Origin of the sequence: Bordetella pertussis 18323, assembly GCF_000306945.1 — a bacterium.
Lineage (GTDB): Bacteria > Pseudomonadota > Gammaproteobacteria > Burkholderiales > Burkholderiaceae_B > Bordetella > Bordetella pertussis.
Genome location: NC_018518.1, coordinates 403338 through 428214 on the forward strand (window position 1 = coordinate 403338; position 24877 = coordinate 428214).

General features: G+C 69.3%; 18 protein-coding genes and 1 pseudogene. 6 read left to right on the forward strand and 13 right to left on the reverse strand.

Translation table 11 applies throughout. The annotated features are described in order from the left end of the window. Positions 1–35: 35 nt before the first annotated feature. The 5 genes and pseudogenes from BN118_RS02020 to ppc form a co-directional block, all read right to left on the reverse strand. The gene (locus BN118_RS02020) at positions 36–761 is read right to left on the reverse strand and encodes an SDR family NAD(P)-dependent oxidoreductase (RefSeq protein WP_010929694.1); all 726 of its coding nucleotides are present in this window, start codon (positions 759–761) and stop codon (positions 36–38) included. Between the two features lie 31 nt (positions 762–792). After that, positions 793–2142, reverse strand: a complete 1350-nt coding sequence (locus tag BN118_RS02025) for a short-chain fatty acid transporter (protein WP_010929693.1) — start codon at positions 2140–2142, stop codon at positions 793–795. A 111-nt stretch (positions 2143–2253) separates the two neighbouring features. Next, positions 2254–3186 (reverse strand): 3-hydroxyacyl-CoA dehydrogenase family protein, encoded by a 933-nt coding sequence (locus BN118_RS02030; RefSeq protein WP_014905462.1) that lies wholly within the window; start codon positions 3184–3186, stop codon positions 2254–2256. A 457-nt stretch (positions 3187–3643) separates the two neighbouring features. Further along, positions 3644–6439: a serine protease autotransporter SphB1 gene (gene sphB1 / locus BN118_RS02035; protein WP_041166123.1), complete on the reverse strand. Its 2796-nt coding sequence runs from the start codon at positions 6437–6439 to the stop codon at positions 3644–3646. Between the two features lie 593 nt (positions 6440–7032). Beyond that, positions 7033–9965: pseudogene (gene ppc, locus BN118_RS02040) on the reverse strand (phosphoenolpyruvate carboxylase). A 71-nt stretch (positions 9966–10036) separates the two neighbouring features. Here ppc and queC point away from each other — a divergent pair. Next, complete coding sequence (gene queC, locus BN118_RS02045) at positions 10037–10756, forward strand: 7-cyano-7-deazaguanine synthase QueC (RefSeq protein WP_010929689.1); 720 nt, start codon at positions 10037–10039, stop codon at positions 10754–10756. 38 nt (positions 10757–10794) lie between these two features. Here queC and BN118_RS02050 read toward each other — a convergent pair whose 3' ends face one another. After that, positions 10795–11343 carry a GNAT family N-acetyltransferase gene (locus BN118_RS02050; RefSeq protein WP_010929688.1) on the reverse strand — a complete coding sequence of 183 codons (549 nt, stop codon included), beginning with the start codon at positions 11341–11343 and terminating at the stop codon, positions 10795–10797. Positions 11344–11497: 154 nt separating this feature from the next. On the opposite strand from BN118_RS02050, the gene BN118_RS02055 reads away from it, so the two are divergent. After that, positions 11498–12397: a virginiamycin B lyase gene (locus BN118_RS02055; RefSeq protein ID WP_010929687.1), complete on the forward strand. Its 900-nt coding sequence runs from the start codon at positions 11498–11500 to the stop codon at positions 12395–12397. Positions 12398–12421: 24 nt separating this feature from the next. Here the strand turns inward: BN118_RS02055 and BN118_RS02060 are convergent, their stop codons facing one another. From BN118_RS02060 to BN118_RS02080, 5 genes are all read right to left on the reverse strand, one after another. Beyond that, complete coding sequence (locus tag BN118_RS02060; protein WP_005012808.1) at positions 12422–13372, reverse strand: IS481-like element IS481 family transposase; 951 nt, start codon at positions 13370–13372, stop codon at positions 12422–12424. A gap of 98 nt (positions 13373–13470) precedes the next feature. Then, a complete protein-coding gene (locus BN118_RS02065; RefSeq protein ID WP_003807705.1) occupies positions 13471–14097 on the reverse strand; it encodes an FMN-binding negative transcriptional regulator in 627 nt (208 codons plus the stop codon). Between the two features lie 22 nt (positions 14098–14119). Continuing rightward, on the reverse strand, positions 14120–15046 hold the full coding sequence (locus BN118_RS02070) for a 2-hydroxyacid dehydrogenase (protein WP_014905464.1): 927 nt from the start codon (positions 15044–15046) through the stop codon (positions 14120–14122). An 8-nt stretch (positions 15047–15054) separates the two neighbouring features. After that, positions 15055–16641, reverse strand: coding sequence for an ABC transporter substrate-binding protein (locus BN118_RS02075; RefSeq protein WP_003819100.1), 1587 nt, complete (start codon positions 16639–16641; stop codon positions 15055–15057). Then, positions 16638–17642: an alpha/beta hydrolase fold domain-containing protein gene (locus BN118_RS02080; RefSeq protein ID WP_010929723.1), complete on the reverse strand. Its 1005-nt coding sequence runs from the start codon at positions 17640–17642 to the stop codon at positions 16638–16640. The genes BN118_RS02075 and BN118_RS02080 overlap by 4 nt, the downstream gene beginning before the upstream one ends. Positions 17643–17841: 199 nt before the next feature. Between BN118_RS02080 and BN118_RS02085 the strand changes: the two genes are divergently transcribed. Beyond that, positions 17842–18702, forward strand: a complete 861-nt coding sequence (locus BN118_RS02085) for an AraC family transcriptional regulator (RefSeq protein ID WP_003807710.1) — start codon at positions 17842–17844, stop codon at positions 18700–18702. Positions 18703–18733: 31 nt separating this feature from the next. Here BN118_RS02085 and BN118_RS02090 read toward each other — a convergent pair whose 3' ends face one another. Then, positions 18734–19735 carry a 2-isopropylmalate synthase gene (locus tag BN118_RS02090; protein ID WP_010929724.1) on the reverse strand — a complete coding sequence of 334 codons (1002 nt, stop codon included), beginning with the start codon at positions 19733–19735 and terminating at the stop codon, positions 18734–18736. 70 nt (positions 19736–19805) lie between these two features. Between BN118_RS02090 and BN118_RS02095 the strand changes: the two genes are divergently transcribed. Further along, on the forward strand, positions 19806–20615 hold the full coding sequence (locus BN118_RS02095; RefSeq protein WP_003819104.1) for an AraC family transcriptional regulator: 810 nt from the start codon (positions 19806–19808) through the stop codon (positions 20613–20615). A gap of 77 nt (positions 20616–20692) precedes the next feature. Beyond that, positions 20693–22552, forward strand: coding sequence for a dihydroxy-acid dehydratase (gene ilvD, locus BN118_RS02100; protein ID WP_003819105.1), 1860 nt, complete (start codon positions 20693–20695; stop codon positions 22550–22552). Between the two features lie 109 nt (positions 22553–22661). Here ilvD and BN118_RS02105 read toward each other — a convergent pair whose 3' ends face one another. Continuing rightward, on the reverse strand, positions 22662–23864 hold the full coding sequence (locus BN118_RS02105) for an MFS transporter (protein WP_010929725.1): 1203 nt from the start codon (positions 23862–23864) through the stop codon (positions 22662–22664). A gap of 113 nt (positions 23865–23977) precedes the next feature. Between BN118_RS02105 and BN118_RS02110 the strand changes: the two genes are divergently transcribed. After that, positions 23978–24859, forward strand: a complete 882-nt coding sequence (locus BN118_RS02110) for a LysR family transcriptional regulator (RefSeq protein WP_004566082.1) — start codon at positions 23978–23980, stop codon at positions 24857–24859. Positions 24860–24877: the final 18 nt, after the last annotated feature.

A 24877-nucleotide genomic window follows, 5' to 3' on the forward strand; every position in this document is an offset into this window, starting at 1 on the left:
ATGCGCGAGCAGGCGGGCAGGAGCCATGGCCGCGTTCAGACGGGCGCCACGCCCAGCGTGGTGCCGCCGCACACATAGAGCACCTGGCCGGTCACGAAGCCGTTGTCCGGCGACAGGAAGAACATCGCGGCGCGCGCCACGTCCTCGGGCGTGCCCAGCCGCTTGACCACGATGCTGTCGATGATGCGCTGCGTGCGCGGCGCGCCTTCGGGGTTGCTGTTGCGAAACAGCTCGGTGGCGATGGGGCCCGGGCCGATGGCGTTGACCGTGATGCCGTCGCCTCCCAGCTCCATGGCCAGGGTGCGCGTCAGGCCGATCAGCCCGGCTTTGGTCGCCGAATAAACCACCCGTTCGGGCTTGCCCAGCGCCGCGCGCGAGGACATGTTGACGATGCGGCCGTAGCCCGCCGCGCGCATGGCCGGCAGCGCCGCCTGGACCAGGATCATGGCCGTGCGCAGATGCAGCGCAACGACGTAGTCGAGATCGGCCAGGGTCGCGGTGTCGGCGGTGCCCGGGCGCGTGGCGCCAGCGTTGTTGACCAGCCCGACAATGTCGTAGGCCTCGGTCACTTCCCTGGCGACGGCCAGCGTCTGCGCTTCATCGGTCAGGTCGGCCTGGTACGACGCCAGGCCTTGCGGCGCATCGGCGGGCAGGCGGTAATCGATGTTGACGACACGGTGGCCGGCATCGAGCAGGGCGCGGGCGATGGCCGCGCTGATGCCGGACGAGGCGCCGGTGACCAGGTAGGCGGTGGGTTTCATGGCTGGGCTCCGTAAGGAAGGCGCGGCGGCGTCAGTGGGTCAGGTAACCCCAGGCAAGCACCGCGGCAATGTGGATGACGCCGACCCACAGCATCATGATGACGGTATAGCCCATCACGTCGCGCAGTTTCAGCTTCGACAGCGCCAGGGCGGGCAGGATCCAGAACGGCTGCACCAGGTCGTTCCAGGCGTTGCCCAGCATCACGGCCATGGTGGTCTGGTTGAGCGCGCTGCCGATCTCCTTGGCGGCGTCGATCATGAACGGGCCCTGGATCACCCAGTGGCCGCCGGCCGAGGGCGCGAAGAAGTTGATGACGAACGAGCTGATCAGGCCCCAGAACGGCAGGCTGCCCGGCGAGGCGACGTCGACGAACACCTTGGAAATGGTGGCCACCAGCCCGGAGCCGGCCATGATGGCCATGATGGCCATGATGCCCGCATAGAAGGGGTACTGCAGGATGATGCCGGAGATGGTCTTGATGCCTTCGTTCAGCTTGGCCACATAGGCCGCGGGGGTGCCCAGCAGGATGATGCCCAGGAACAGGATGATGAAGTTGATCAGGTTCAGGTCCAGCGACTTGCCGTCCATGAAGTAGAACACCACATAGGCGATGCCCAGCAGGCCGATCAGCAGGCTGAGGATGCGGCTGTTGTTCAGGCGGCTGGCCAGCGTATCCTCGGCGGTCAGCTCGTCGGCGGTCTTGGCCGGCGCGCTGCTCTGGTCGATGGCCGGGTCCACTTCGACGACCTGTTCGCCCTGCTTGGGGTGCAGCCAGGCGTTGAGCAGCGGCAAGGTGACGATGATCACCAGGCTGGTGATCAGCATGGGCAGCGAGAAAATGGTTTCCGACAGCGGAATCACGCCCATCTGGTCGGCCGTCGGATGGCCGGGCGTGGTGACCAGCACCGGGATGCTGGCCGACAGGCCCAGGCCGTACATCGTGAAGCCGCTGTAGGCGGCGGCGATGATCAGCGGGTAGTGCACGCCCTTGACCTTCAGCGCCAGTTTCTTGGCGACCACGCCGCCGATCACCAGGCCGAACCCCCAGTTCAGGTAGCTGCCGACGCCGCCGACCAGGGTCGCGACAATGATGGCGGTGCGCGGCTGGTGCACGTGGCTGACGATGCGGTCGAGCAGGCGGTCGGTCAGCGGCGCGGTGGCCAGCACATAGCCCATGGCCAGGATGACGGCCATCTGGGTGGTGAAGGCCAGCAGGCTCCAGAATCCCTTGCCCCATTCACGGGTGATCTGGTCCAGCGGCTGGCCTTCGATGCCGAAAGCCATCAGCACGGTCAACAGGGTCAGCGCGATCGCGAAAACGAATGGATCGGGCAGATACTTGCGCATCAGCTCCGTGAAAAAGGACGTGAGTTTATTCATGGTGCTTCCTACATATTCTTGGTAAGGCGTTGCGTTTGCGTGGTATGGGGGGCCTGTCCCCGCGGGGACAGGCCCCGGAATGCGGGCGGCAAGGCTGGGGGGATGCAGCGGTCAAACCGGCTTTCTGTTCTCGAGCCAGGCGGCCAGTTCGGCCAGCGCGGCGCTCTTGTCGCGCAGCACGCGCTCGCGGCGCTCGGGCGGCCAGGCATAGAAGCCCTGGCCGCTCTTGGCGCCCAGTTCGCCTGCCTGCACCTTGTTCTCGAGCAGTTCGGACGGCGTGGTGCGGTTTTCGAGATCCTGGTAGAGATAGCTGGCGATCGCGTAGTGCACGTCGATGCCATTCATGTCGCGCTGCTCCAGCGGGCCGGACAGCGCCAGGCGGATGCCCAGGCTCCACTTGACGACTTCGTCGATGTCCTCGGCGCTCGCCACGCCTTTTTCCAGCAGGGAGATGGCTTCGCGCGCCAGGGCGTGCTGGATGCGGTTGGCGATGAAGCCGGGAATATCCTTGCGTACCAGCACCGGCCGCTTGCCGCCGGCGCGCAGCATGTCCATGACCCGCGCCACGGTCTGCTCGGACGTATCGTCGTTGCGCACCACCTCCACCAGCGGGATCACATCGGCCGGCGTGAAGAAGTGGGTGCCGACGAAGCGGTCGCGGCGCGTGACGGCCTGGGCGATGTCGTTGATCGACAGGCCGGAAGTGTTGGTGGCGAAGATGGCCTGCGGATCGCACAGGGTGTCGAGCCGGGCGAAGATGTCGCGCTTGAGCGCCAGTTTTTCCGGCACCGCCTCGATCACCAGCTGCGCCGAACAGGCCGCTTTCAGGCCGGCGTCCATGCGGATGCGCTGCATGGCCGGCGCGATGGCGTCCGGCGCGTACACGCCCAGTTGCCGTTCGATGACCTGGGCGGCGCGCGTCAGTGCGCCTTCCATCGGGTCGATCAGCACCACGTCGAAGCCCTTGGAGGCGAACAGGGCAGCGATGCCGCTGCCCATGGCGCCCGCGCCGACGACCGCCAGATTCTGGATGGGGTTATCCATTGCATGCTCACTCGGATGAAGCCGCGGCGTGTCTCGGGCTGCCCGGCGGCGTCCGGCAGGCCGGGCGTCTCTTCCGTAGGGTGCCTTCCTGTGTCGCAGCCAGAAAAATCTTTGTGTTTTACATACGAACATTTGTGCGCATATAGAATTTATTTCGGGATAGTACTAAGAATCCAGATGGCGGACAAATCAGGCCAAGGGAGCGTCCATCAGGTGGGCGCGCCATCACGTGATCGCGAGCCTGTACCGGTGCGGGCGGTCAAGCGTCGATGGCGTGCGGCAGCGTGCCTGTCCCCGCGGGGACAGGCACCCGGAGCGCTGGGGTGTTCATGGCGCATGACAGAGCGCCTGTCCCCGTGGGGACAGGCGCTCTTGCCGCTGGTGTCGCTCTCCATGCGGGGACAGGCCCTTCGGAGAGTTGGCGGGTGTCAGCCCCTGTGCCGAGGCGGGCGCAGGGTCAGTAGCGGTAAGTGAGGCTGGCGCTGAGCTGGTGATCGACCCAGTGCGTGGCAAGCTGGCCCGTGTAGCCCAGCCCCAGCGCGAGGCCTGGCGCGAACTCGGCGCGCAGGCCGAGCGCGCCCTGTACGCGTGTGCGCGGCACGGGCCAGTAGCCGCTGGCGCCCTGGTCCTGCGCCAGGCCGGCGAAACCGCCGGAGGCGGCGTAGCGCCGCGCGCGCAGGTCATGCCAGACGCCCAGTTGCAGCTGCGCCGTCATGGGCGTGGCTCCCAGCATGAAGGCATGGCGGCTTTGCAGTTGCGCCCACAGCGTGGGCACGGTGCGCGTCAAGGCGTGGGCGCGCAGCCCCAGTCCTTGCGCGCCGCTCTCGCTGAAACCTTGCTGGCGCAGATGCGTGAGTTGCAGGCCCGCCCGAGGCGCCAGCGTGTGTCCGGGGGCGAGCGTCCACTGGCGTCCCAGGCCGGCGTCGGCCTGCCAGACGTGGCCCCGGGCGGTGGCGCCGACGGTGTGGCCGGCATCGCCGAGCGAGATGTGGCGCGTGGCCTGGTTGCGGTAGCGGCTATAGCCCAGTGCGCCCTGCACGAACCAGCCGTCCTCCCAGGCGCGGCGCGCGCCCAGCAGTACGCCCGGCGTGGTCATGGCGGCGTTGTCGCGGGCCGGCGCGCCGGACGACTCGTCCCAGTGCGTGCGGCTGTGGGTCAGCGCCGCGGCCAGGCTCAGGCCGGCCGAGACTTCGCGCGCCAGGCCCAGCATGATGCCGTTGCCGCGCTGGCGGCCTTGCAGGCCATCGGGGCGCCAGCGCAACTGGCCGTGGCGATACTCGGCGATGGCCGCCACGCGCTCGCCGCCGGCCTGGGCCAGGTGGTTCTCGAGGCGGTCCATCCAGCGGTTCTGCTCCAGCGTGTTGACCGCGGCGGCGTTGGCGTAGGTGGCGCCGGCCAGCGAATACAGGTTGTCCTGCAGCACCTTGCGGCTTTGCACGCGCTGGATGCGTCCGATGGCGGCCGCCGGCGCCGCGGCGTCGCGCTGCGACTCGGGCAGGGCATCGAGTTCGCGCATCGCGGCGTCGAGCCGCTCGGCCACGGCCAGCACCGACGCGCGACGCCCGTCGTCCGCGCCCCGCTGCGCCGCGGCATGGACGCGCTCGGCGCGCCGCATGGTCAGGTAGACGGCCTGGGGCCGGTAGTCCAGCCGGGCGTTGAGCAGCAGGCCCGGACTGCGCGTCAGCGTGGCGAAGACGCCGGACACCGCGCCGGCCTTGATGACCGGGACGCTTTTCCCGTCGCCGCCGACGTAGCCGGGGCGGATGTCGTCCACATGCAGCCGGCCGGCCAGGCTGGCCCTGCCGGATACGTCGAGCAGCGAGCCGATGTCGGTGACCAGCAGGCCCTGCGCGGTCTGTGAGTAATCTCCCTTGACGTGCAGGCCGGCCTCCTTGTTGACCACCGTGCCCTGGTTGGTCACCGTGCCGACGGTGCCGATGCCGGTCAGCGTGCCGCCAGGCTCGACGGTGACGGCGGACGTGACGCTGCCAAAGACGTCGAGGGTGCCGCGCTTGATGGTGGTGCGGCCGGCATAGGTATTGGAGCCGGCCAGGACCAGCGCGCCGGGGCCGTCGACGACCAGCCCGCCGGCGCCGGAGATGTCGTTGCCGAACGTGGAGGTATCCGTAACCCGGGCGACGAAGTCGCCGAAGGCGAACTGCGCCGGGCCCTGCACGGCGCGGCCCACGTCGAGCACGCCCCAGCCGTACTGCGGGTCGACGCCGTACGGGCCCTTGTCCTGCGCCGTGGTCAGCAAGGTGGTGCGCAGGTTGTCGTTGTCCATCCAGCGAAAGCGATCCTGCACCAGTACGGCGGCGCCGGTGACCAGCGGCGCGGATAGCGACGTGCCCTGTTCGACGTGGATGCTGTCGGGGTTGTCCTTGTCGAGGCCGGGCAGGTAGGCGGTGCTGGGCGCGGCCAGGCACCATTGCTGCGCTTGCCCGCAGCGGTTGGCCCATGTTTCGAGCCTGCCGTTTTCGTCCACCGCGGTGACCACGATCAGGCCGCGTTGCAGGTGCGGCTCGACGCGAGGGGTGCGTCCGACCGAGCCGACCTCACTGTAGGCGCGACCCGATGGCCTGCCGTTGCCGGCGGCGAAAATGAGGAGCGCGCCGTCGCGCACCAGGCGATCGAGCCGTCCGATGTAGGTGTTCTGCTTGTTGGCGGCGCTATGGTATTCGTTGCGGTCCTCCTTGACGCGCTGCTCGCCTTCCGGACCTTCGGTGGCGAAACTGTTGTTGAAGATCTTGATGCCGTGCCCGAGCAGGTCGTTCCAGGCGTGGAATGCGGCTTCGTCGGAGACGTGGCCGGCCCGCGTGCCGATGTTGGCCGAATAGAGGTCGGCATTGGGCGCAACGCCGCCGCGATACGTGTCGGTGTCCTGTCCGGCCAGTACCAGGGCGACCGAGGTTCCGTGCCTGCCCTGGCGCTTGGGGTCGGGGTAGGTGCGGGTGCCGTCGGCCATGTAATCGCCACCGTATTTCTTCTCGACGTTCAGGAGCGGATGGTCGCTGCGCACGCCTTCGTCGACGACCGCGACTTTGACGCGGTAGCCCCGCAGCTTCAGGTCGTGCGCCATCTTCAGGTCGATGGTGTTGAGGGCTTTGTCCTGCTTGGCGAAGAACGGCCCGCCGGTGGGCGTGACGAAGTCGGTGCGTTGCGGCCGCCGGTATGTCGACAGCGGCGCGCGCACGCGGGGCAGGTCTGCGGCCGGCACTTCGGGCAGCTGAGGCGGCACGGCCGGCGGCGGCATCACGGGCGGGGGAGCCTCCGGTGGCGGCGCGGGAGGACGGGGCGCTCCAGGCGCGGGCGCCGGCGGTTGCGGAGCAGGCCTGGGCGCAGGATTGGGTGCCGGCTCGGGTGCAGGTTCGGGGCGTGGCGAAGGGGCGGGTTGCGGCGCCGATGGCGCACGGCCGCCCGGGCTGCCGCCACCGCCTCCGCCGCCACCTCCGCCGCCACCGCCTCCGCATGCCGCCAGCAGCGCGCACAGCACGAATCCGGTGCAATGGATCCAACGTGGCGATGAACGGACGGTGGCCTCACAAACCGCGGTGCGAGGAGTGCGTTGAGCAGGCATGGTGCGAAACGGGGATGATCAAAAACAAATCATCCTGGGACGCAGCGCCTCAAAATGTTGGGAGGCTTCCGGGCTTGTAGGAAGCTATCGTCCGGGCGTCGGCGGATACGTAATGCACGGTGCCGTAGCGCGCCGAGGGCGATTGAGATGGTTTAGGAAAATTCCCTATAAAAAATCGCAGTAGCTTCAACGCTTCAGGGCAGCATCTCAGAGTTTTTCTGGAGAAATATGCTGCTATGAAGCGTTGTTTCCTACGCTGAGCGCACGGCTCAACCCGAGTTGCGCAGGCCGGCGGCAATGCCGTTGATGGTCAGGTGGATGGCGCGCGGCACGCGGATGTCGGCGTCATCGCCGGCGCGCCGCTGCGCGGCGCGGTGCCGCTTGATCAGCTCGATCTGCAGGTAGTTCAGCGGGTCGATATAGGCGAAGCGTTCGCGCAGCGAGGCCATCAGGCCGGGGTTGTCGGCCAGCAGGTCGCGCCGGGTCAGCAGGCGCAGCATGGCCAGCGTGCGGCCGTGCTCGGCCGTGATGGCGCCGAACACCCGCTCGCGCAGGCCGCGCCGCGGCACCAGTTGGGCATAGCCGGCGGCGATGGCGAGATCGGACTTGGCCAGCACCATCTCCATGTTCGACAGCAGGGTGCGGAAAGCCGGCCAGTCGCTGGCCATCTCGCGCAGCTGCGCCAGCCGGGCGCGGCGCGAGCGCGGCGCGCCTTGGGCGCCGGTTTCCAGATAGGCTTCGATGGCCGAGCCCATGCCGTACCACCCGGTAAGCATGAGGCGGCATTGCGCCCACGAGAATCCCCACGGAATGGCGCGCAGGTCTTCGATGTGCTGGCCCTTCTTGCGCGAGGCCGGGCGCGAGCCGATGTTCAGCCCGGCGATTTCGCTGATGGGCGTGGCGGCGAAGAAATAATCGGCAAAGCCCGGCGTGTCGTAGACCAGGCCGCGATAGGTGCGTTGCGCCAGTTCCGACATGAACGACATGGCCGGCGCGTGCTGCTGCATGTGGGCGTCTTCGGCCGAGGTGGCGGCGGCCTGCGGCGCGAGCGAGGACTCCAGCGTGGCGGCCACCAGCAGCTCCAGGTGCCAACGGCCGACTTCGGCATCCTTGTACTTGCTCTGGATGACCTCGCCCTGTTCGGTCAGGCGCAGCTGCCCGGCCACGGTGCCCGGCGGCTGCGCCAGGATGGCGTCGTAGCTGGAGCCGCCGCCGCGGCCGACCGAGCCGCCGCGTCCGTGGAACATGCGCAGGCGCACCGAGCGGGCGCTGAATACGTCGACCAGCGCGCGTTCGGCCTGGTAGAGGGACCAGTTCGAGGTCAGGAAGCCGCCGTCCTTGTTGCTGTCGGAGTAGCCCAGCATGACTTCCTGGGTATCGCCCTGCGCCAGCCGTACGCGCTGGCGGACTTCGGGCAGGTCCAGCCAGGCCGCCATGATCTCGGGGCCGCGCTGCAGGTCGGGAATGGTTTCGAACAGCGGCACCACCATCAGGCCGTCGCCGGGCGCGATGGTTTCGCCAGGCGGCGCGATCAGCCCGGCCTCTTTCTGCAGGACCAGTACTTCCAGCAGGTCGCTGAGGGTTTCGGTGTGCGACACAATGCTCTGCAGCACGGCCTGTCTGCCATAGCGGGCGCGCCCGGCGGCGGCGGCGCGCAGCACCGCCAGTTCGCTCGCGGTCTCTTCGCTGTAGGCGATCCACGGCGAGGCCAGCGGCCGCGCATGCGCCAGCTCGCGGCCGGCCACGCGGGCCGCCTCGTCCAGCGCCAGGTAGTCCACCGCCTGGCCGTCGATGCCGTCGCCGGCGCGCGCGAACAGCTCGGCCAGCACGCGTTCGTGCACATCCGAGCTTTGGCGCAGGTCCACGGTAGCCAGGTGAAAGCCGAATACGGTCACTGCCTGCTGCAGGCCGCTCAGGCGCAGGCGGGCGATGGGCGCGCCGTGGCGCGCCGATAGCGACGCGGCGATGACCGCCAGGTCGGCCGCCAGCGCGTCGGGCGTGTCGTAGGGCGCGGCGGGCACGGTGGCGCGGCGCGCCAGCTTCTGGCCGGTCAGGTGGCGGGCGGTGGCCGCCAGCCTGGCGTAGATGCCGATCAGCGCGCGCCGGTAGGGTTCGTCGCGCCGGTGGGGCGAGTCGTCGCCGCCCGCGTCGGCCAGCGCCAGCAGCGCCGGGTCGGCCTCGATCAGCAGTGTGCTGGCCGACAGTTCGGCGCCCAGCGCGTGGACTTCCTGCAGATAGTGCTCGAACAGCACCGTGGCCTGCCGCAGCAGCGCGCGTTCCAGCGTGGCGGCGTCGACATTGGGATTGCCGTCGCGATCGCCGCCGATCCAGCTGCCCATGCGCAGGAACGGTTCGAGCGGTGGGGGCGGCGGCGTGAACGGCTTGACGGGCTCAGCCGGGCCAGGTCGCCGTAGACGCGCGGGATGACATTGAGGAAGGTGCTGCGGTAATAGGACAGCGCGTTCTCGATCTCGTCGGCCACGGTCAGCCGCGTGTAGCGCAGCATGCGCGTCTGCCACAGCGTGGCGACCTGGCCGATCAGGGCCAGGTCCAGTTCGGACAGTTCGTCGGCGGTCAGTTCGCGCTCGCGCTGCACCAGCAGGGAAGAGATTTCGCGATGCACGTCCAGCGTGCTCTTGCGCTGCACTTCGGTGGGGTGGGCGGTCAGCACCGGCATCACGCAGGCCTCGCTCAGCAGGCGGCGGATCCGGGCATTGTTCACGCCCTGCGCCTTGAGCGATTCGATGGCCTGGCGCAGGCTGCCGCGCTCCGGACCGGCGCCGGCCAGGGCGCGCTCGCGCTGGCGCCGGTTCTGGTCGCGGTCCTCGGCGATGTTGGACAGGTGCAGGAAGTAGCTGAACGCGCGCGCCACCGAGTTGGGGTCGTTGCCTCGCAATTGCTTGACGCGGGCCTGCAGCAGCTTGTCGTCGGCCGGGTCGCCGGCACGACGAAACCGGACGGCGGTGCGGCGCAGGGTTTCGATCGTGTCGTACACCCGCTTGCCCTCGCAAGCCTGGATGACTTCGCCCAGGCACCGGCCCAACAGCCGGATATCGTGACGTAGGGGTTCTGCTGAGTCGGACTGCTGGCGGATTGCGTTCATCTGAAAGGGATCCGTCGGGGCGCCGTGGCGCTGGGGAATGGGAAGGATGTGGGTAAGGCGGAACTGGCAATTCGAGACCGGGGCATTGTACGCAGCCATCCTTACAAGCGCGGGCTGCGGTACAGTCAGGCCGTGGCGGCCGCGCCGCGCTTTATTTGTTCCGGTGTCTTATGCAAAACCATCAACGACGCGCCCTGGTGCTGTTCTCGGGCGGACAGGATTCCACCACTTGCCTGGCCTGGGCGCTGGAGCGCTATGCCCACGTCGAGACGCTGGGTTTCGACTACGGCCAGCGGCATCGCGTCGAGCTGGATGCCCGCCAGGTCGTGCTGCGCGAACTGCGCGCCAACTTTCCCGACTGGGCCCAGCGCCTGGGCGACGATCATCTGCTCGACCTGGGCATCCTGGCGCAGGTGGGCGACACCGCCATGACCAGCGACCGCGAGATCGAGATGCAGGCCAACGGCCTGCCCAATACCTTCGTGCCTGGCCGCAACCTGCTGTTCCTGACGCTGGCCGCGGCGCTCGGTTATCGCCGCCAGCTCGACGTGCTGGTGGGCGGCATGTGCGAAACCGATTTTTCCGGGTACCCGGACTGCCGCGACGACACCATCAAGTCGCAGCAGGTAACGCTGGGCCTGGGGCTGGGTACGCGGGTCACCATCGAGACGCCGCTGATGTGGCTGGACAAGGCCCAGACCTGGGAGCTGGCCGACCGGCTGGGCGGGCAGGCGCTGGTCGACATGGTGATCGAGCACAGCCATACCTGCTACCTGGGCGAGCGCGGCCAGCGCCACGACTGGGGCTACGGCTGTGGCCATTGCCCGGCCTGCGCCTTGCGCAAGAACGGTTGGGAGCGCTGGGTGGCCGGCGCGGCGCACGCGGATTGAGGACGGCGCGCCGCCCCTGGTGATCGCGCGGGCAGGGGTCACGGGCGGCTGGGCGGGGTGGCGTCGCCCTCGCCCAGCGCCCGCTGCATCAGGACGGTGTCGCGCCATTGGCCGTGCTTGTAGCCCACCGAGCGGAAGGTGCCGATCGTATCGAAGCCATGGCGCGCATGCAGGGCCACCGAGGCGGTGTTGGCGCTGTCGCCCACCACCGCCAGCATCTGGCGCCAGCCGCCGGCGGCGCAGCGGTCGATCAGCGCCGCCAGCAGCTTGCCGCCGATGCCCTGGCCGGCGTGTCCGGCGCGGACATAAACCGAGTCTTCCACCGTATGGCGGTAGGCCGGGCGCGGCCGGTATGGCGTGGCGTAGGCGTAGCCGACGATCTCGCCGCCGCATTCGGCCGCCAGGTAGGGCAGGCCATGCGCCAGCACCGCCGCGCGGCGTTCGCGCAAGGCTTCCAGACCGGGCGGCTCCAGCTCGAACGACGCGGTGCCGTGCAGGACATGGTGGGCGTAGATCGCGGCGATGGCCGGCAGGTCGGCGTCGCGGCTGTCACGGATCAGGATTGCGGTGGGCGTGGAGGCGGTCATGGCGCATGGTCGAAAGAGGCCGCCCTAGTGTGCGCCGCCGCGATCGATAAGGGAAGATGGTCGGTTTCATGGTTCGTACAAGAAAAAATTTGGTGCTCGGGCGCCTGTCCCCGCTGGGACAGGCACGCCGCGTGCAGTTCGATGAGGCCGCTTCATGAACCAAGTCGAGATGACGGAGTTTCCCGTAGGCAAGCCCGAGGAGGCGCTTTATGGCGTCGCTTCGACTCCCGACGGCGCGCTGTGGTTTACGCTGGCAAAGGGCAATGCCATAGGGCGGCTGTCGCCGGACGGAGAAGTGTCGCGCTTCCCATTGCCGCACGCCGATGGCCAGCCCACCACGATCACCTGCGGCCCGGACGGCCGGCCCTGGTTCACGCTCTCGTCGGCCAATGCCGTCGGCCGCCTGTCGCCCGACGGCGCCTTGCGGATGTTCGAGCTGCCCCGCCCGGCTTCTCGTCCCTTTGGCATTGCCGCCGGCCACGATGGCTGCCTTTGGTTCGCGGAGATGGCGGGGGATCGTATCGGCCGCATCACGATCGACGGCGATATCGAGGAATATGATCTGCCCGTGAAGGGCGGATATCCGTCCTGCATGGCCGCCGGGCGCGACGGGCTGATGTGGTTCACCTTGAATCAGGCGGGCGCCATAGGCAGCATATCGGCGACGGCGGCGCCGCGGATTTTCCCGCTTGGCGCGGCCGACGCGGCGCCGGTAGGCATCGCATCCGATGCCCAGGGCGCGCTCTGGATCGCGCAGGCTGGCAATGGGGCCATTGCCCGGTTCGACGCGGGCGGGCGCATTACCGAATTCCCGTTGCACAGCCGTGCAGCCAGGCCGCATGCGCTTGCGGCCGATGCCGCCGGCAACCTCTGGTTCACCGAGTGGGGCGCCAACCGTATCGGCCGCATTTCGGAAGCGGGCGATACGGCGGGCTATGAGCTTGCGGCTCCCGGGTCGGAGCCGCACGGTATCGCCATCGACCCGCATGGGTGCGTTTGGGCGGCGCTCGAAACGGGCAGCTTGGTCCGCCTCCAGGCATCGCCGCGCGACTGAGCCTGGCGCCCGGCCTGCGTTGCGCTAGTTGTGAACTGTCAATAGGTTGTATTCGTCCAGGTTGAGTCTGGAGATGGGTACAGCGCGCCCGATGCCTTGGTGGGGTCGATGCCAGTTGTAGTGGTGTAGCCAGGATTTCATGGCATCGGCTCGGTGTTGGGAGTTCTGGTAGGTGTGAGCGTAAGCCCACTCACGCAAGGCCGACTGGATGAAGCGTTCGGCCTTGCCATTGGTCTGTGGGCGGTAAGGTCGGGTAAAGCGGTGCTTGATGCCCAGCTCATGGCACAGCGCGGCGAAGGCGCGGCTGCGAAAGGCCGAGCCATTGTCGGTGAGCAAGCGCTGGATGGTCACGCCCAGGCGCTGGTAGTAGGCCACTGCGTCCTTGAGGAACTGGACGGCGCTGGGGAAGCGCTCGTCGGGGTGGATGTCGGTGAAGGCCACGCGGGCGTGGTCATCGATGGCCACGAAGACGAAGTCCCAGCCGGCCCCCTCAACGGTATCGCGTCGGTTGCCCGTGACCCGGTGGCCAGGGCGCTGGATACGTCCCAGCTTCTTGATGTCGATGTGCAGCAGATCGCCGGGGGCCTGATGCTCGTAGCGCACCACCGGCTCGGCCGGCTCCAGGTCGGCCAGGTGCGACAGACCGGCGCGGGCCAGGACGCGGCTGACGGTGCTGGCTGACACGCCCAGCGCCTGGGCGATGCGCGCTTGGGTCAGCCGCTTGCGGCGCAGCTCCACGATAGCCAGCGCCTTGGCCGGCGCAATCGCTCGGGGCGAGACCGTCGGGCGCGAGGACGCATCGGCCAAGCCCGCCTGGCCCTGAGCCAGGAAGCGGCCCAGCCATTTGCGCACAGTCGGCGCGGTGACCCCATAGGCGCGGGCCGCTTCAGGCACACAAACTTGATGGGCGATCAATTGCTGGACCATTTCGAGTCGACGTAGGAAGGTCAATCGGGCATGCTTATGGGTGTTCATCCGGCCGGGCTCCTTGAGTGAACTGGGGGGGTGGCGATTTCCAGTTTCTCAAATCCGGTTCGGATGAACCATGCATACAACCTATTGAATCTTCACAGCTAGGCCAGCAGCGCCTCGCGCATCATGCGCGCCACCCCGCGGCTGCCCGGGTCGCGGCGGTTCTCCAGCGCGGCCAGTACGCCGGCGCGGTCTTCCGGGGATTTGTCCTGGTTCAGTTTCACCTTGCCTTCGAGCCGGGCGATGGGGATCTCCAGCGCGATGATGGCCGACAGGCGCGGCACGATCAGGTCTTCCGGCATGGCCTCGAACGTCCACTCGCCGCCCAGCGGCGTGTCGTAGGTCTGTACGGTGCGGGTCAGGATGGCGCGGATGCGCTGCGCGTCTTCGATGGCGGCGGCCTGGCCATGGGCGTGGATGGCGGCGTAGTTCCAGGTGGGGAAGGTCTGCCGGTTGCGGTACCAGCTGGGCGAGATGAAGGCGTGCGGACCCTGGAATACCACCATCGCCTGGGCGCCGGCCTGGATGTCGGCGGCCTGCGGATTGCGCCGCGCCAGGTGGCTGATCAGGGTGCCGTGGGGCCCGCGCAGCGGGTCGAGCAGGAAGGGCAGGTGCGTGGCTTGCAGGCCCTGGTCGCCATGGGTGACCAGAGTGGCGAAGCTCCAGTCGCGCATCCAGGCGTGCAGCTTGTGGCGGTCCCGTTCTTCATAGGCGGGCGGGGTGTACATCCAGAATCTCCTTGCCGGCGGGTCAGTAGCCGCGTCGCGGGTCGATCAGGTTCATGAGCGCCTCGCCGGCGTTCAGGCGGCGCAGGTTTTCCAGTATCTGGCCGGCCACGCGCTCGAACGGCGCGACCGAGGCCATGTGCGGGGTGATGACGAGGCTGGGGCAGCGCCACAGCGGGTGCTGCGGCGGCAGCGGCTCCTGCGCGTAGACGTCGACCAGGGCGCCGCGCAGGCGGCCGTCGGCCAGCGCTGCCTGCAGGTCGGCTTCCACCAGGTGGGCGCCGCGGCCGCAGTGGATCAGCGCCGCGCCGGGCGGCAGGCCGGCGAAGGTGGCCGCGCACAGCAGGCCGCGGGTGGATTCGGTCAGCGGCAGCAGGTTGACCAGGATGTCGCTGGCGGCCAGGAATGGCGCCAGCCCGTCGGGTCCATGATGGGTGGCGACGCCGTCGATGCGCTTGGCGGTGCGCGACCAGCCCGTCACCGGCAGGCCGGCGGCGCGCAGCAGCGGCAGCGCCGCCATGCCGATCGCGCCCAGGCCCATCAGGCCCACGCGCAGCGGCGGCTGGCCGTAGCGGTCAGGACGGCGCCATTGGCCGGCGGCCTGGCTTGCGCGCGCCTGGTCGAAGCCGCGCGAGAAGTACAGCGCGCCCCACAGGATGTACTGCGCCATGCCGAGGTTCAATTCGGCATCGACCACCCGGCACAGCGGCACGTCCGGCAGGCCGGGCGCGGCCAGCACGTTGTCCACCCCGGCCGACACGGTATGCAGCAGCCGCAGCGCCGGCATCGCCGCCAGCGCGCCGGGCGGCGGCGCCCAGCACACCGCCACTTCGGCGGCGGCGCAGCGCGGGTCGGGCCAGACCACGACGTCGATCGACGGGTCCAGGGCGCGCAGGGCGGGCGGCAGGCGCAGCAGGTCGGGCGCCTGGCTGGCGATGGCAATCAAGGTCATGGGCGGAATCAGCGGGCGTCGAGGTAGACCGTGTCGAAACTCTCTTTGACGCCGATGGCGCTGGTGACGAGGTTGTGGACATTGCCACGGTACAGCGTCGGGTAGTCGATTTCCAGCAGCCAGCCCAGCGCGGCGTCGTCCACCAGGATGCGCTGCAGCTCGCTGTACAGCTTCTGGCGTTCGGCCGGGTCCACGCTGCGCGCGGCCTGCTGCCACAGCGCGTCGGCCTTGGGGTTGTGGTAGCCCTGGTTGTTGCCGAACGGCGTGCCCTTGACGCGGTTGCTCGACAGGTACAGGCGCTGCACGCCCAGCACCGGGTCGCCGTACTGGTAGGGGTGGTTGAAGGAGATGTCGAAGTCCCACTGGCTCATGCGGCTGGCCCAGCCGCCGGCGTCGGTAGCCTGGATGTCCACCTTGAAGCCGAGCTGCTCCAGCGTCTGCCGCGTGTATTCGCCCACGCGCTCCCAGTTGGCGCCGTACGGGAACGCCAGCAGCCGCAAGGTGCGCTGCCCGACGTCCACGCCGGACTCCTTGATCAGCGCGCGCGCCTTCTTGATGTTGTAGTCGTAGACCGGCAGGTCCTTGTCATGGAACAGCGTGGCCGAGCTGAACGGCCCGGTGGGGACGCGCCCCATGCCGAAGAAGATGTTCTTGACGATGAAGTCGCGGTTCAGGGCATGCATGACGGCCCGGCGCACCAGCACATTGTCGAACGGCGCCTCGCGCTGGTTGAGCACCATCAGCCCCATGGGGCCGAACATCTCCCAGCCCTTGGTGGTGTATTGCACGCCGGGCAGGGCGCGCAGGCGCTTGATGTCGACGCTGTCGACGTCGTCGCCGTAGACCAGGTCCACGTTGGCCTGCTCGAAGGCCACCGCGCGCGAGGCCGAATCGGGAATGACCTGGAAGCGGATGCCGTCCAGGTAGGGCAGGCCGGGTTTCCAGTATTCGTCGTTGCGCACCAGCGCGATGTGCGAGCCGCGCACCCATTCCTTGAACTTGAACGGGCCGGTGCCCACCGGGTGCTGGTTGGCGGGGTTGTTGCGGTAATCGGTGCCCTCGTAGAGATGCTTGGGCATCATGGGCATGGTGCCGGTCTCGAACATCGAGATGAAGGGAGCGAAGGGTTCCTTCAGGCGGATTTCTACGGTGGCCGGGTCTACCGCGCGCACGCTTTCCACATAGGCGTTGAGGATCAGCTTGGTGCGTGGATGCACCTCGCGCACCAGCTTGTCGATGGAAAACACCACGTCGTCGGCGCTAAACGGCTTGCCGTCGTGCCATTTCACGTCGGGCTGCAGCTCGAAGGTATAGACCAGGCCGTCGGGCGAGATGCGCCAGGCGCGCGCCAGACTGGGTTGCGGCTTGAGGTCCGCGTCGTAGGTCAACAGGCCCTGGAAGATCTTGCCGCCGACGAACTGGGTGGGCGATTGCGAATTGATGGCGGTGATCAGGATGGGCGGCTCGGGATGCACGATGGCGCGCAGCGTGCCGCCGCGGGTCTGGGCTTGCGCGGGCGCGCCGGCCAGGGTGGCGATGGCGGCGCTGGCCAGCAGGAGGGCGCGCAGCGTGCCCCGGATGTGTCGGTAGTTCATGGTTGGTGTTCCCCCGTATGGATCGCCGCCGCCGCCGCATCCGGCCGCAGCACCGCGCGCAACCAGGCCGCGGTATCGTCGAAGGCGGCCACGCTGACCTGCGCCAGCGATACCGCCTCCAGAAAACTGTGCACCGTGCCCGGATAGACCTTCGCCTGCACGTCCACGCCGGCTTCGCGCAGGCGCGCGGCCATGTCCTGGTTGGTGTCGTGCAGCAGGTCGAGTTCGGTGATGGCCATGAAGGCCGGCGGCAGGCCGCGCAGGTCCGCGTGCACCGGGCTGATGCGCGGATCCCGCGGATCGTCGCCGGCGCGCAGGTAGTTCCAGTAGAACCACACCATCTGCTGGGTCGACAGCAGGTATTCGCCGCCGCCGTACTTGACGGTCGAGTCGCGAAACAGATTGGCGTCGTACACGCCGTAGTTCAGGACCATGCCGGCCAGCGGCGCGGCGCCGCGCTCGCGCAGCGTCAGGCAGGCGGCCACCGACAGGTTGGCGCCGGCCGAGTCGCCGCCGATGCACAGCCGGGCGCGATCCACCTCCAGTTCGGCGCCGTGGGCGTCCAGCCAGTCGATCACGCCGACGATCTCCTCGATGGCCCGCGGGTAGCGCGCCTCGGGCGCGCGGGTGTAGTCGACGCCGATCACGGTCAGGCCGGCGCGTTCGGCGTACTCCCGCATCAGGCGGTCGTGCGTATCCAGGCTGAACAGCACCCAGCCGCCGCCATGTACATACAGCAGCGCCGGACCCGGCCGGGCCGCGCGCGGCGTGTACACCCGCAGGCGTACCGGCCCGTGCGGCGTGGGCACGTGGATTTCCCGGGTGCGGGCCATTTGCGGTCCGCCTTCGGCCCACGGGCGGCGCACCGCCTCGGAAATGGCGTGGGCCTGCTCCACCGGCACCAGGTCGCGGCGCGGGTGGGCGGCGGAATCGGCCTGCATGCGTTCGACGAAACGCTGGATCTGCGGGTCCAGGGGATATGGCAGCGCGGCGGTGGTCAACGTGGCGTCCTGTCGGCAGTGAGCGATGCCGACATCCTAGGGCGGCGGCGGGCGCCATACTGGCGCGGTCGGGCCAAGTAGTGGCGCGCGCAGGCCGAACCGGGGGCGCGCGGCGGGCCGCTATAGTCGTTTACCCGCTATGGCCGCCGGGGCGGGCTGTCATATCATTTTCCGGTCCAGCCCTGTACGCCGTCCGACCATGCCCGCGATCGCGAAAGACCCGTCGCCCCGCCGCGCGCCCGCGTTTCCCGCGCCGCGCCAGTTGTCGTACCTGGATCTGCTGACGCGGCAGGTGCAAAGCGCGCCCGGCGAAATGGCGGCGCTGGCCACCGATTACCCGGCCGGCACGGTCAGCTCCCTGCACCGGCACGATCGCGGCCAGCTGCTGTACGCCATGAGCGGGGTCGTGACGGTGATCACCGACCTGGGCAGCTGGGTCGTCGCGCCCGGCCAGGCGCTGTGGATCGCGCCCGGCGTGCTGCACCAGACACGCGGCTTCGAAAGCGTGGCGATCCGGTCGCTGTACATCGACCCGGCGCATGCCGACGGCTTGCCGGCGGCATGCCAGACGATCCAGGTATCGCCGTTGCTGCAGGCGCTCATCCTGGAGGCGGTCAAGCTGCCGCCGCAGGACGCCGGCAGCGAGCGCGCCGGCCATATCCGGGCCTTGATCCTCGACGAGATGCGCCATGTGTGCGCGGCTCCGCTGTATGTGCCCATGCCGCGCGATGCGCGCCTGGCGCGCATCTGCCAGGCCCTGCTGCGCGACCCGGCCAACGCCGGCAGCCTGGACGCCTGGGCCGCCTACGGGGGGCTGAGCCGGCGCAACCTGACCAGGCTGTTCCGCGCCCAGACCGGCGCCAGCTTCAATGCCTGGCGGCAGAAGGTGCTGCTGATGGAGGCGCTGGCGCGGCTGTCGCGCGGCGAGCAGATCACCGCCGTGGCGCTGGACCTGGGCTACGGCAGCCCGGGCGCCTTCACCGCCATGTTCCGGCGCGCCCTGGGGGTGTCGCCGCGCGAATACTTCCGCTGGACCGAGGCGCCGCAACGGGCGGATTGACCCCGGAATCGCCTGCGGATTCTCCTTAGCGTCAGTCCTGGTCGAGCCAGGCGTAGGGGTGGAAAACGTCGATGGGAAGTTGGTTGCACTCGCTCACGCAGGCCCGCAGGGCGGCCATGTCGCGGAAATCCAGGCCGCTGGCAATGCCCTGGCGCTCCAGATTGAGCGCCAGCGCCACCAGGTCCACGTTGCCGGTGCGCTCGCCGTTGCCGAACAGGCACCCCTCGATCCGTTCGGCCCCGGCCAGCACCGCCAGCTCGGCCGCGGCCACGGCGGTGCCGCGGTCATTGTGCGGGTGCACGCTGAGCACGATGCAGTCGCGCCGCGCCAGGCTGCGATGCATCCATTCGATCTGGTCGGCATAGACGTTCGCGGTGCTCGACTCCACGGTCGCCGGCAGGTTGATGATCATCTTGCGCTGCGGCGTGGGGCCCCAGATGGCGCTGACGGCATCGCAGACTTCCCTGGCGAAATCCAGCTCGGCCAGGCTGAACGTCTCCGGCGAATATTCATAGATCCATTGCGTGCCCGGGTTCGCGTCGGCCAGCGCGCGGATCTGGCGCGTGCCAGCCAGCGCGATTTCCTTGATCTCGGCGCGGCTCATGCCGAACACGATGCGACGCCACTGCGGCGCGATGGGGTTGTACAGGTGCACGATGGCGCGCGGCGAACCGGCCAGGGCCTCGAAGGTGCGCGCCATCAGGTCGGGGCGCGACTGCGTCAGCGCCTCGATGGTGACGTCGTCGGGGATGCGCCGCTCGTCGATCAGCTTGCGCACGAAGTCGAAGTCGGTCTGCGAGGCCGACGGGAACGCGACTTCGATTTCCTTCAGGCCGACGGCCACCAGCTGTTCGAACAGGCGCAGCTTGCGGGCGCCGTCCATGGGTTCTATCAGGGCCTGGTTGCCATCGCGCAGGTCGGTGCTCATCCAGATCGGGGCGGCGGCCGGCCTGCGGGCGGGCCAGGCGCGCTCGGCATGGTCGGCGGCGAACGGGGCGAAGGGGCGGTATTTGGTTGCGGGGTGGGCGAGCATGATGTCTCCGGCCTGTCAGGGAAGCCTCATGGTAGGTACACTGGGAATGTCCGTCTAACGCCAACAAGACATGAATCCGCTTGAAAAGGACATTGCCGAATCCAAGCCGCAATTGGCGCCGCACGAGCACGCCCGCGCGCCGGTGACGGCGCTGGCCGTCGACTACCGCGACGGCGAGCACGTGCCGCGCCATCGCCACCGGCGCGCGCAGCTGCTGTACGCGATCGAGGGGGTGATGACGGTGCAGGCAGAGGCCGGTATCTGGGTGGCGCCGCCCACCCGGGGAATATGGCTGCCGGCGGGCATGGCGCACAGCATCCGCATGCATGGCCAGCCGCGCGTGCGCACCGTTTTCGTGGCGCCGCGGGCGGCCGGTCATTTGCCGGATCGTTGCTGCGTGCTGGCGGTGGGGCCGCTGCTGCGCGAGCTGATCGTGGCCGCCACCCGGGTGCCGCCGGACTGGCGGCCGGGCGGGCGCGATGCCCGGCTGATGGCGCTGCTGCTGGACGAAATCCGGCTGGAGCCGGCGCTGCCCCTGCACTTGCCGCAACCGGACGAGCCGCGCGTGGCGCGCGTATGCCGCGGCATCCTGCGCGAGCCCGGCGCGGCGCGCGGGCTGGCCGAGTGGGCCGCCGAACTGGGGGTGACGGCCAAGACCGTGCAGCGCCTGTTCGTGCGCCACACCGGCATGACGTTCGGCCGCTGGCGCCAGCAGGCTGGCCTGCTGTGGGCCATGCGGCGGCTGGCCGAGGGCGTGCGGGTGCTGGATGTGGCCCTGGAACTGGGCTATGACAGCCCCAGCGCCTTCGCGGCGATGTTCCGGCGCGCCGTCGGCGAGCCGCCCAGCGCCTTCGCGGCGCGGCGCGAGCCGCCGGCCTGAGGCGCCGGCGGGGCGTCGTGCCCGGATCCGGCGTATTATCTAGCGTTTCGCGCAACCCGAACCGTTCGAGAAAGACCATGCCGCACTATCGCTCCCGTACTTCCACCCATGGCCGCAACATGGCAGGCGCGCGCGCGCTATGGCGCGCCACCGGCATGAAGGATGGCGATTTCGGCAAGCCCATCATCGCCGTGGTGAACTCGTTCACCCAGTTCGTGCCGGGCCACGTGCACCTGCGCGACCTGGGCGCGCTGGTGGCCCGCGAGATCGAGGCCGCCGGCGGCGTGGCCAAGGAATTCAACACCATCGCGGTCGACGACGGCATCGCCATGGGTCACGGCGGGATGCTGTACTCGCTGCCCTCGCGCGAGCTGATCGCCGACTCGGTCGAGTACATGGTCAACGCGCACTGCGCCGACGCCATGGTGTGCATCTCGAACTGCGACAAGATCACCCCGGGCATGCTGATGGCCGCGATGCGCCTGAACATCCCGGTGGTGTTCGTCTCGGGCGGGCCGATGGAAGCGGGCAAGATCACCTCGCCCGTCGACGGCAAGGTCATCGCCAAGCTGGACCTGGTCGACGCCATGATCAAGGCGGCCGATCCCAACGTGTCCGACGCCGAGGCCGAAGAGGTCGAGCGCAGCGCGTGCCCGACCTGCGGCTCCTGTTCCGGCATGTTCACCGCCAACTCGATGAACTGCCTGACCGAGGCCATCGGCCTGGCGCTGCCGGGCAACGGCACCATCGTCGCCACGCACGCCTGGCGCAAGGGCCTGTTCGAGCAGGCCGGCCGCCTGGTGGTCGAGCTGTGCCGGCGCTACTACGAGCAGGACGACGCCTCGGTGCTGCCGCGCAGCATCGCCACCAAGAGCGCGTTCGAGAACGCCATGACGCTGGACGTGGCGATGGGCGGCTCGACCAATACGGTGCTGCACCTGCTGGCCGCCGCCCAGGAAGCCGGCGTGGACTTCACCATGTCCGACATCGATCGCATCTCGCGCCGCGTGCCCTGCCTGTGCAAGGCGGCGCCGGCCACCGACAAATACCACATCGAGGATGTGCACCGCGCCGGCGGCATCCTCGGCATCCTGGGCGAACTGGGGCGCGCCGACCTGCTCGACCTGTCGTGCGGCAACGTGCACAGCGGCACGCTGGGCGAGGCGATCAACCAGTGGGACATCAACGGCGGCGCCGGCGAAGCCGCCCAGAAATTCTTCCGCGCCGCGCCCGGCGGCATTCCGACCACGGTGGCCTTCAGCCAGGACGCGACCTTCCTGACGCTGGACATGGACCGCCAGACCGGCTGCATCCGCGACAAGGCCCACGCCTATTCGCAGGACGGCGGCCTGGCGGTGCTGTACGGCAACCTGGCCGAGAAGGGCTGCATCGTCAAGACGGCGGGCGTGGATGAGTCGCAATGGGTCTTCACCGGCCGCGCGCGCGTGTTCGAAAGCCAGGAAGACGCCGTCGAAGGCATCCTGGGCGATCGCGTGCAGGCCGGCGACGTGGTCATCATCCGCTACGAAGGCCCCAAGGGCGGTCCCGGCATGCAGGAGATGCTCTATCCCACGTCCTACCTGAAGTCCAAGGGGCTGGGCAAGACTTGCGCCTTGTTCACCGATGGCCGTTTCTCGGGCGGCTCGTCGGGCCTGGTGATCGGCCACGCCTCGCCGGAAGCGGCCGAGGGCGGCACCATCGGCCTGGTCGAAGAAGGTGACACCATCGAGATCGACATCCCCAACCGCCGCATCCACCTGGCCGTCGGCGACACCGTGCTGGCCGAGCGCCGCGCCGCCATGCAGGCGCGCGGCGAGCAGGCCTGGCAGCCGGTCGACCGCGAGCGCGTGGTGTCCCAGGCGCTGCGCGCCTACGCGGCGCTGGCCACTTCGGCCGACCGCGGCGCCGTGCGCGACCTGTCGCAACTGAAGCGCTGATCCCGGGGGCGCCTGTCCCCGCATGGGGGCTGGCGCTTGCCCGTGCGTGTGCCTGTCCCCGCTGGGACAGGCACCCTGCCGTGGGACAGGCACTCTTGCCGCTGCGCGGTCACATCTGTCCTGATTCACAGGCCCGCGCGGCCAGCGCCGGCGCGCGCTGATTCGCGTCGTTGCGCCGATCGCGGCTCCAGCTCAGCAGCGCCAGGGCCAGGCCGCCGCCGGTCACCGCCGCCGCCACCAGCGGCGTGGCGGCCAGGCCGGGGCCGTGGTCGATGGTCAGTCCGCCCAGCCAGGCGCCAGCGGCATTGCCCAGGTTGAAGGCCGCGATATTGAAGGCCGAGGCCAGGTTGGGTGCGCCGCCGGCCTGCTGCAGCACACGCATTTGCAGCGGCGGCACGGTGGCGAAGGCCGCCGCGCCCAGCAGCGCCACCGTGGCCACGGCCGCGATCGAGTGGTGCGCGGTCCATGCGAAAGCGGCCAGCACCGCCGCCAACACCGCCAGGCTGCCCACCAGCGTGGGCATCAGGCGCCGGTCGGCCAGCCTGCCGCCCAGCGTATTGCCGGCCACCAGCCCCACCCCGAACAGCAGCAGGATGGGCGATACGGCCGCGGCCGCGATGCCGCTGACGCCGGTGAGGATGGGCGCGATGTAGGTGAAGGTGGTGAATACGCCGCCAAAGCCCAGGACCGTCATGGCAAAGCCCAGCAGCACCTGAGGGCGGGCCAGCGCGCGCAGTTCTCCGGCCAGGTCGGCCTGGTGCTGGCCGCGGCTGGCCGGCACCCAGTACATGATGGCCGCCATCGCGGCGATCCCGACCGCGGTCACGGCCCAGAACGTGGCGCGCCAGCCCCATGCCTGGCCCAGCCAGGTGCCGAAGGGCACGCCCAGCACGTTGGCCAGCGTCAGTCCGGTGAACATCAGCGCGATGGCCGAGGCCTGCTTGTCGGGCCGCACCAGGCTGGTCGCGACGACCGAGCCCACGCCGAAGAACGCGCCGTGGGCCAGCGACGTCAGCACGCGGGCGGCCATCAGGGCGCCGTAGCCTGGCGCCAGCGCGCAGGCCAGGTTGCCCAGCGTGAAGATCAGCATCAGGCCGAGCAGCAGCGTCTTGCGCGGCAGCCGCGCGGTCAGGATGGCGACCGGCGGCGCGCCGACCACCACGCCGAGGGCGTAGCCGGTCACCAGCAGCCCGGCCTGCGGGATCGACACGCCCAGGTCGGCGCCGACCTCGGGCAGCAGCCCCATGATGACGAACTCGGTCGTGCCGATTCCAAAGGCGCCGGCGGCCAGCGCCCATAATGCGATAGGCATGTCGAATGCTCCAGTGACGGGGCGCGGGGCCCCTCGAGGCTGTGCATTCTGCGCCTGTATATTCATGAGAAAAAGCGGCATAAAATCACTAGACTTGTGATTGGAGAGCACGAATGCCGCTCAACTCGGATGCCCTGCGCCTGTTCCTGGCGGTGGTGGACGCCGGCTCCATGCGCGCCGCGGCCGAACTGCTGGGGCACACCGCCTCGGGCGTGAGCCGCGGGCTGGCGCGCCTGGAGGCCGAACTGGGCGTCACCCTGCTGACCCGCACCACGCGCCGCATGGAGCTCACCGAAGAAGGACGGCAGTTCCAGCAGAAGGCGCGCGCCATCCTGCTGGCGCTGGACGAGGCGCAGGAGTGCATGCGCATCCGCCACCAGCAGCCCGCCGGGCGCCTGCGGGTGGATGCGTCGGCGCCGGTGATGCTGCATTGCCTGGTGCCGCACGTCGAGGAATTCAGCCGCCGCTATCCGGAAATCCAGCTGGAGCTCACCAGCAACGACCGCATCGTCGATCTCATCGAACACCGCTCCGACGTGGCCCTGCGTGCCGGCGTGCTGTCCGACTCATCGCTGCACGCGCGGGCGTTCAAGCCCTCGACCTTGCTGGTGGTCGCCAGCCCCGCCTACCTGGCCCGCCACGGCAAGCCGCGCGATGTGGCCGCCTTGCGCCGGCACCGGCTGCTGGGCTTCACCCAGCCCGAGACCTTGAACCGCTGGCCGCTGCGCCATGACGGGGGCAGCACCTTCGTGGTCGAGCCGGATATCGGCGCCTCCAGCGGCGAGACGCTGCGCGGCCTGGCGTTGGCCGGCGCGGGCATTGCCTGCCTGTCGGATTTCATGCTGCGCGCGGACCTGGCCAGCGGCAGCCTGGTGCGCCTGCTGGAGTCGGCCGACAACGGCTATCGCCAGCCGCTGCACGCGGTGTACTACCGCAACACGCAGCTGGCGCGGCGCATCGCCTGTTTCCTCGACTTCTACGCCGAGCGCATGTAGCGCAAGCCGGCCTCCGTG

What these genes read in the sequence shown, in the direction of transcription:
- BN118_RS02020 (WP_010929694.1), bottom strand. Translation starts at nt 761, where the DNA reads ATGAAACCCACCGCCTACCTGGTCACCGGCGCCTCGTCCGGCATCAGC.
- BN118_RS02025 (WP_010929693.1), bottom strand. Translation starts at nt 2,142, where the DNA reads ATGAATAAACTCACGTCCTTTTTCACGGAGCTGATGCGCAAGTATCTG.
- BN118_RS02030 (WP_014905462.1), bottom strand. Translation starts at nt 3,186, where the DNA reads ATGGATAACCCCATCCAGAATCTGGCGGTCGTCGGCGCGGGCGCCATG.
- sphB1 (WP_041166123.1), bottom strand. Translation starts at nt 6,439, where the DNA reads ATGCCGCCGCCGGCCGTGCCGCCTCAGCTGCCCGAAGTGCCGGCCGCA.
- queC (WP_010929689.1), top strand. Translation starts at nt 10,037, where the DNA reads ATGCAAAACCATCAACGACGCGCCCTGGTGCTGTTCTCGGGCGGACAG.
- BN118_RS02050 (WP_010929688.1), bottom strand. Translation starts at nt 11,343, where the DNA reads ATGACCGCCTCCACGCCCACCGCAATCCTGATCCGTGACAGCCGCGAC.
- BN118_RS02055 (WP_010929687.1), top strand. Translation starts at nt 11,498, where the DNA reads ATGAACCAAGTCGAGATGACGGAGTTTCCCGTAGGCAAGCCCGAGGAG.
- BN118_RS02060 (WP_005012808.1), bottom strand. Translation starts at nt 13,372, where the DNA reads ATGAACACCCATAAGCATGCCCGATTGACCTTCCTACGTCGACTCGAA.
- BN118_RS02065 (WP_003807705.1), bottom strand. Translation starts at nt 14,097, where the DNA reads ATGTACACCCCGCCCGCCTATGAAGAACGGGACCGCCACAAGCTGCAC.
- BN118_RS02070 (WP_014905464.1), bottom strand. Translation starts at nt 15,046, where the DNA reads ATGACCTTGATTGCCATCGCCAGCCAGGCGCCCGACCTGCTGCGCCTG.
- BN118_RS02075 (WP_003819100.1), bottom strand. Translation starts at nt 16,641, where the DNA reads ATGAACTACCGACACATCCGGGGCACGCTGCGCGCCCTCCTGCTGGCC.
- BN118_RS02085 (WP_003807710.1), top strand. Translation starts at nt 17,842, where the DNA reads ATGCCCGCGATCGCGAAAGACCCGTCGCCCCGCCGCGCGCCCGCGTTT.
- BN118_RS02090 (WP_010929724.1), bottom strand. Translation starts at nt 19,735, where the DNA reads ATGCTCGCCCACCCCGCAACCAAATACCGCCCCTTCGCCCCGTTCGCC.
- BN118_RS02095 (WP_003819104.1), top strand. Translation starts at nt 19,806, where the DNA reads ATGAATCCGCTTGAAAAGGACATTGCCGAATCCAAGCCGCAATTGGCG.
- ilvD (WP_003819105.1), top strand. Translation starts at nt 20,693, where the DNA reads ATGCCGCACTATCGCTCCCGTACTTCCACCCATGGCCGCAACATGGCA.
- BN118_RS02105 (WP_010929725.1), bottom strand. Translation starts at nt 23,864, where the DNA reads ATGCCTATCGCATTATGGGCGCTGGCCGCCGGCGCCTTTGGAATCGGC.
- BN118_RS02110 (WP_004566082.1), top strand. Translation starts at nt 23,978, where the DNA reads ATGCCGCTCAACTCGGATGCCCTGCGCCTGTTCCTGGCGGTGGTGGAC.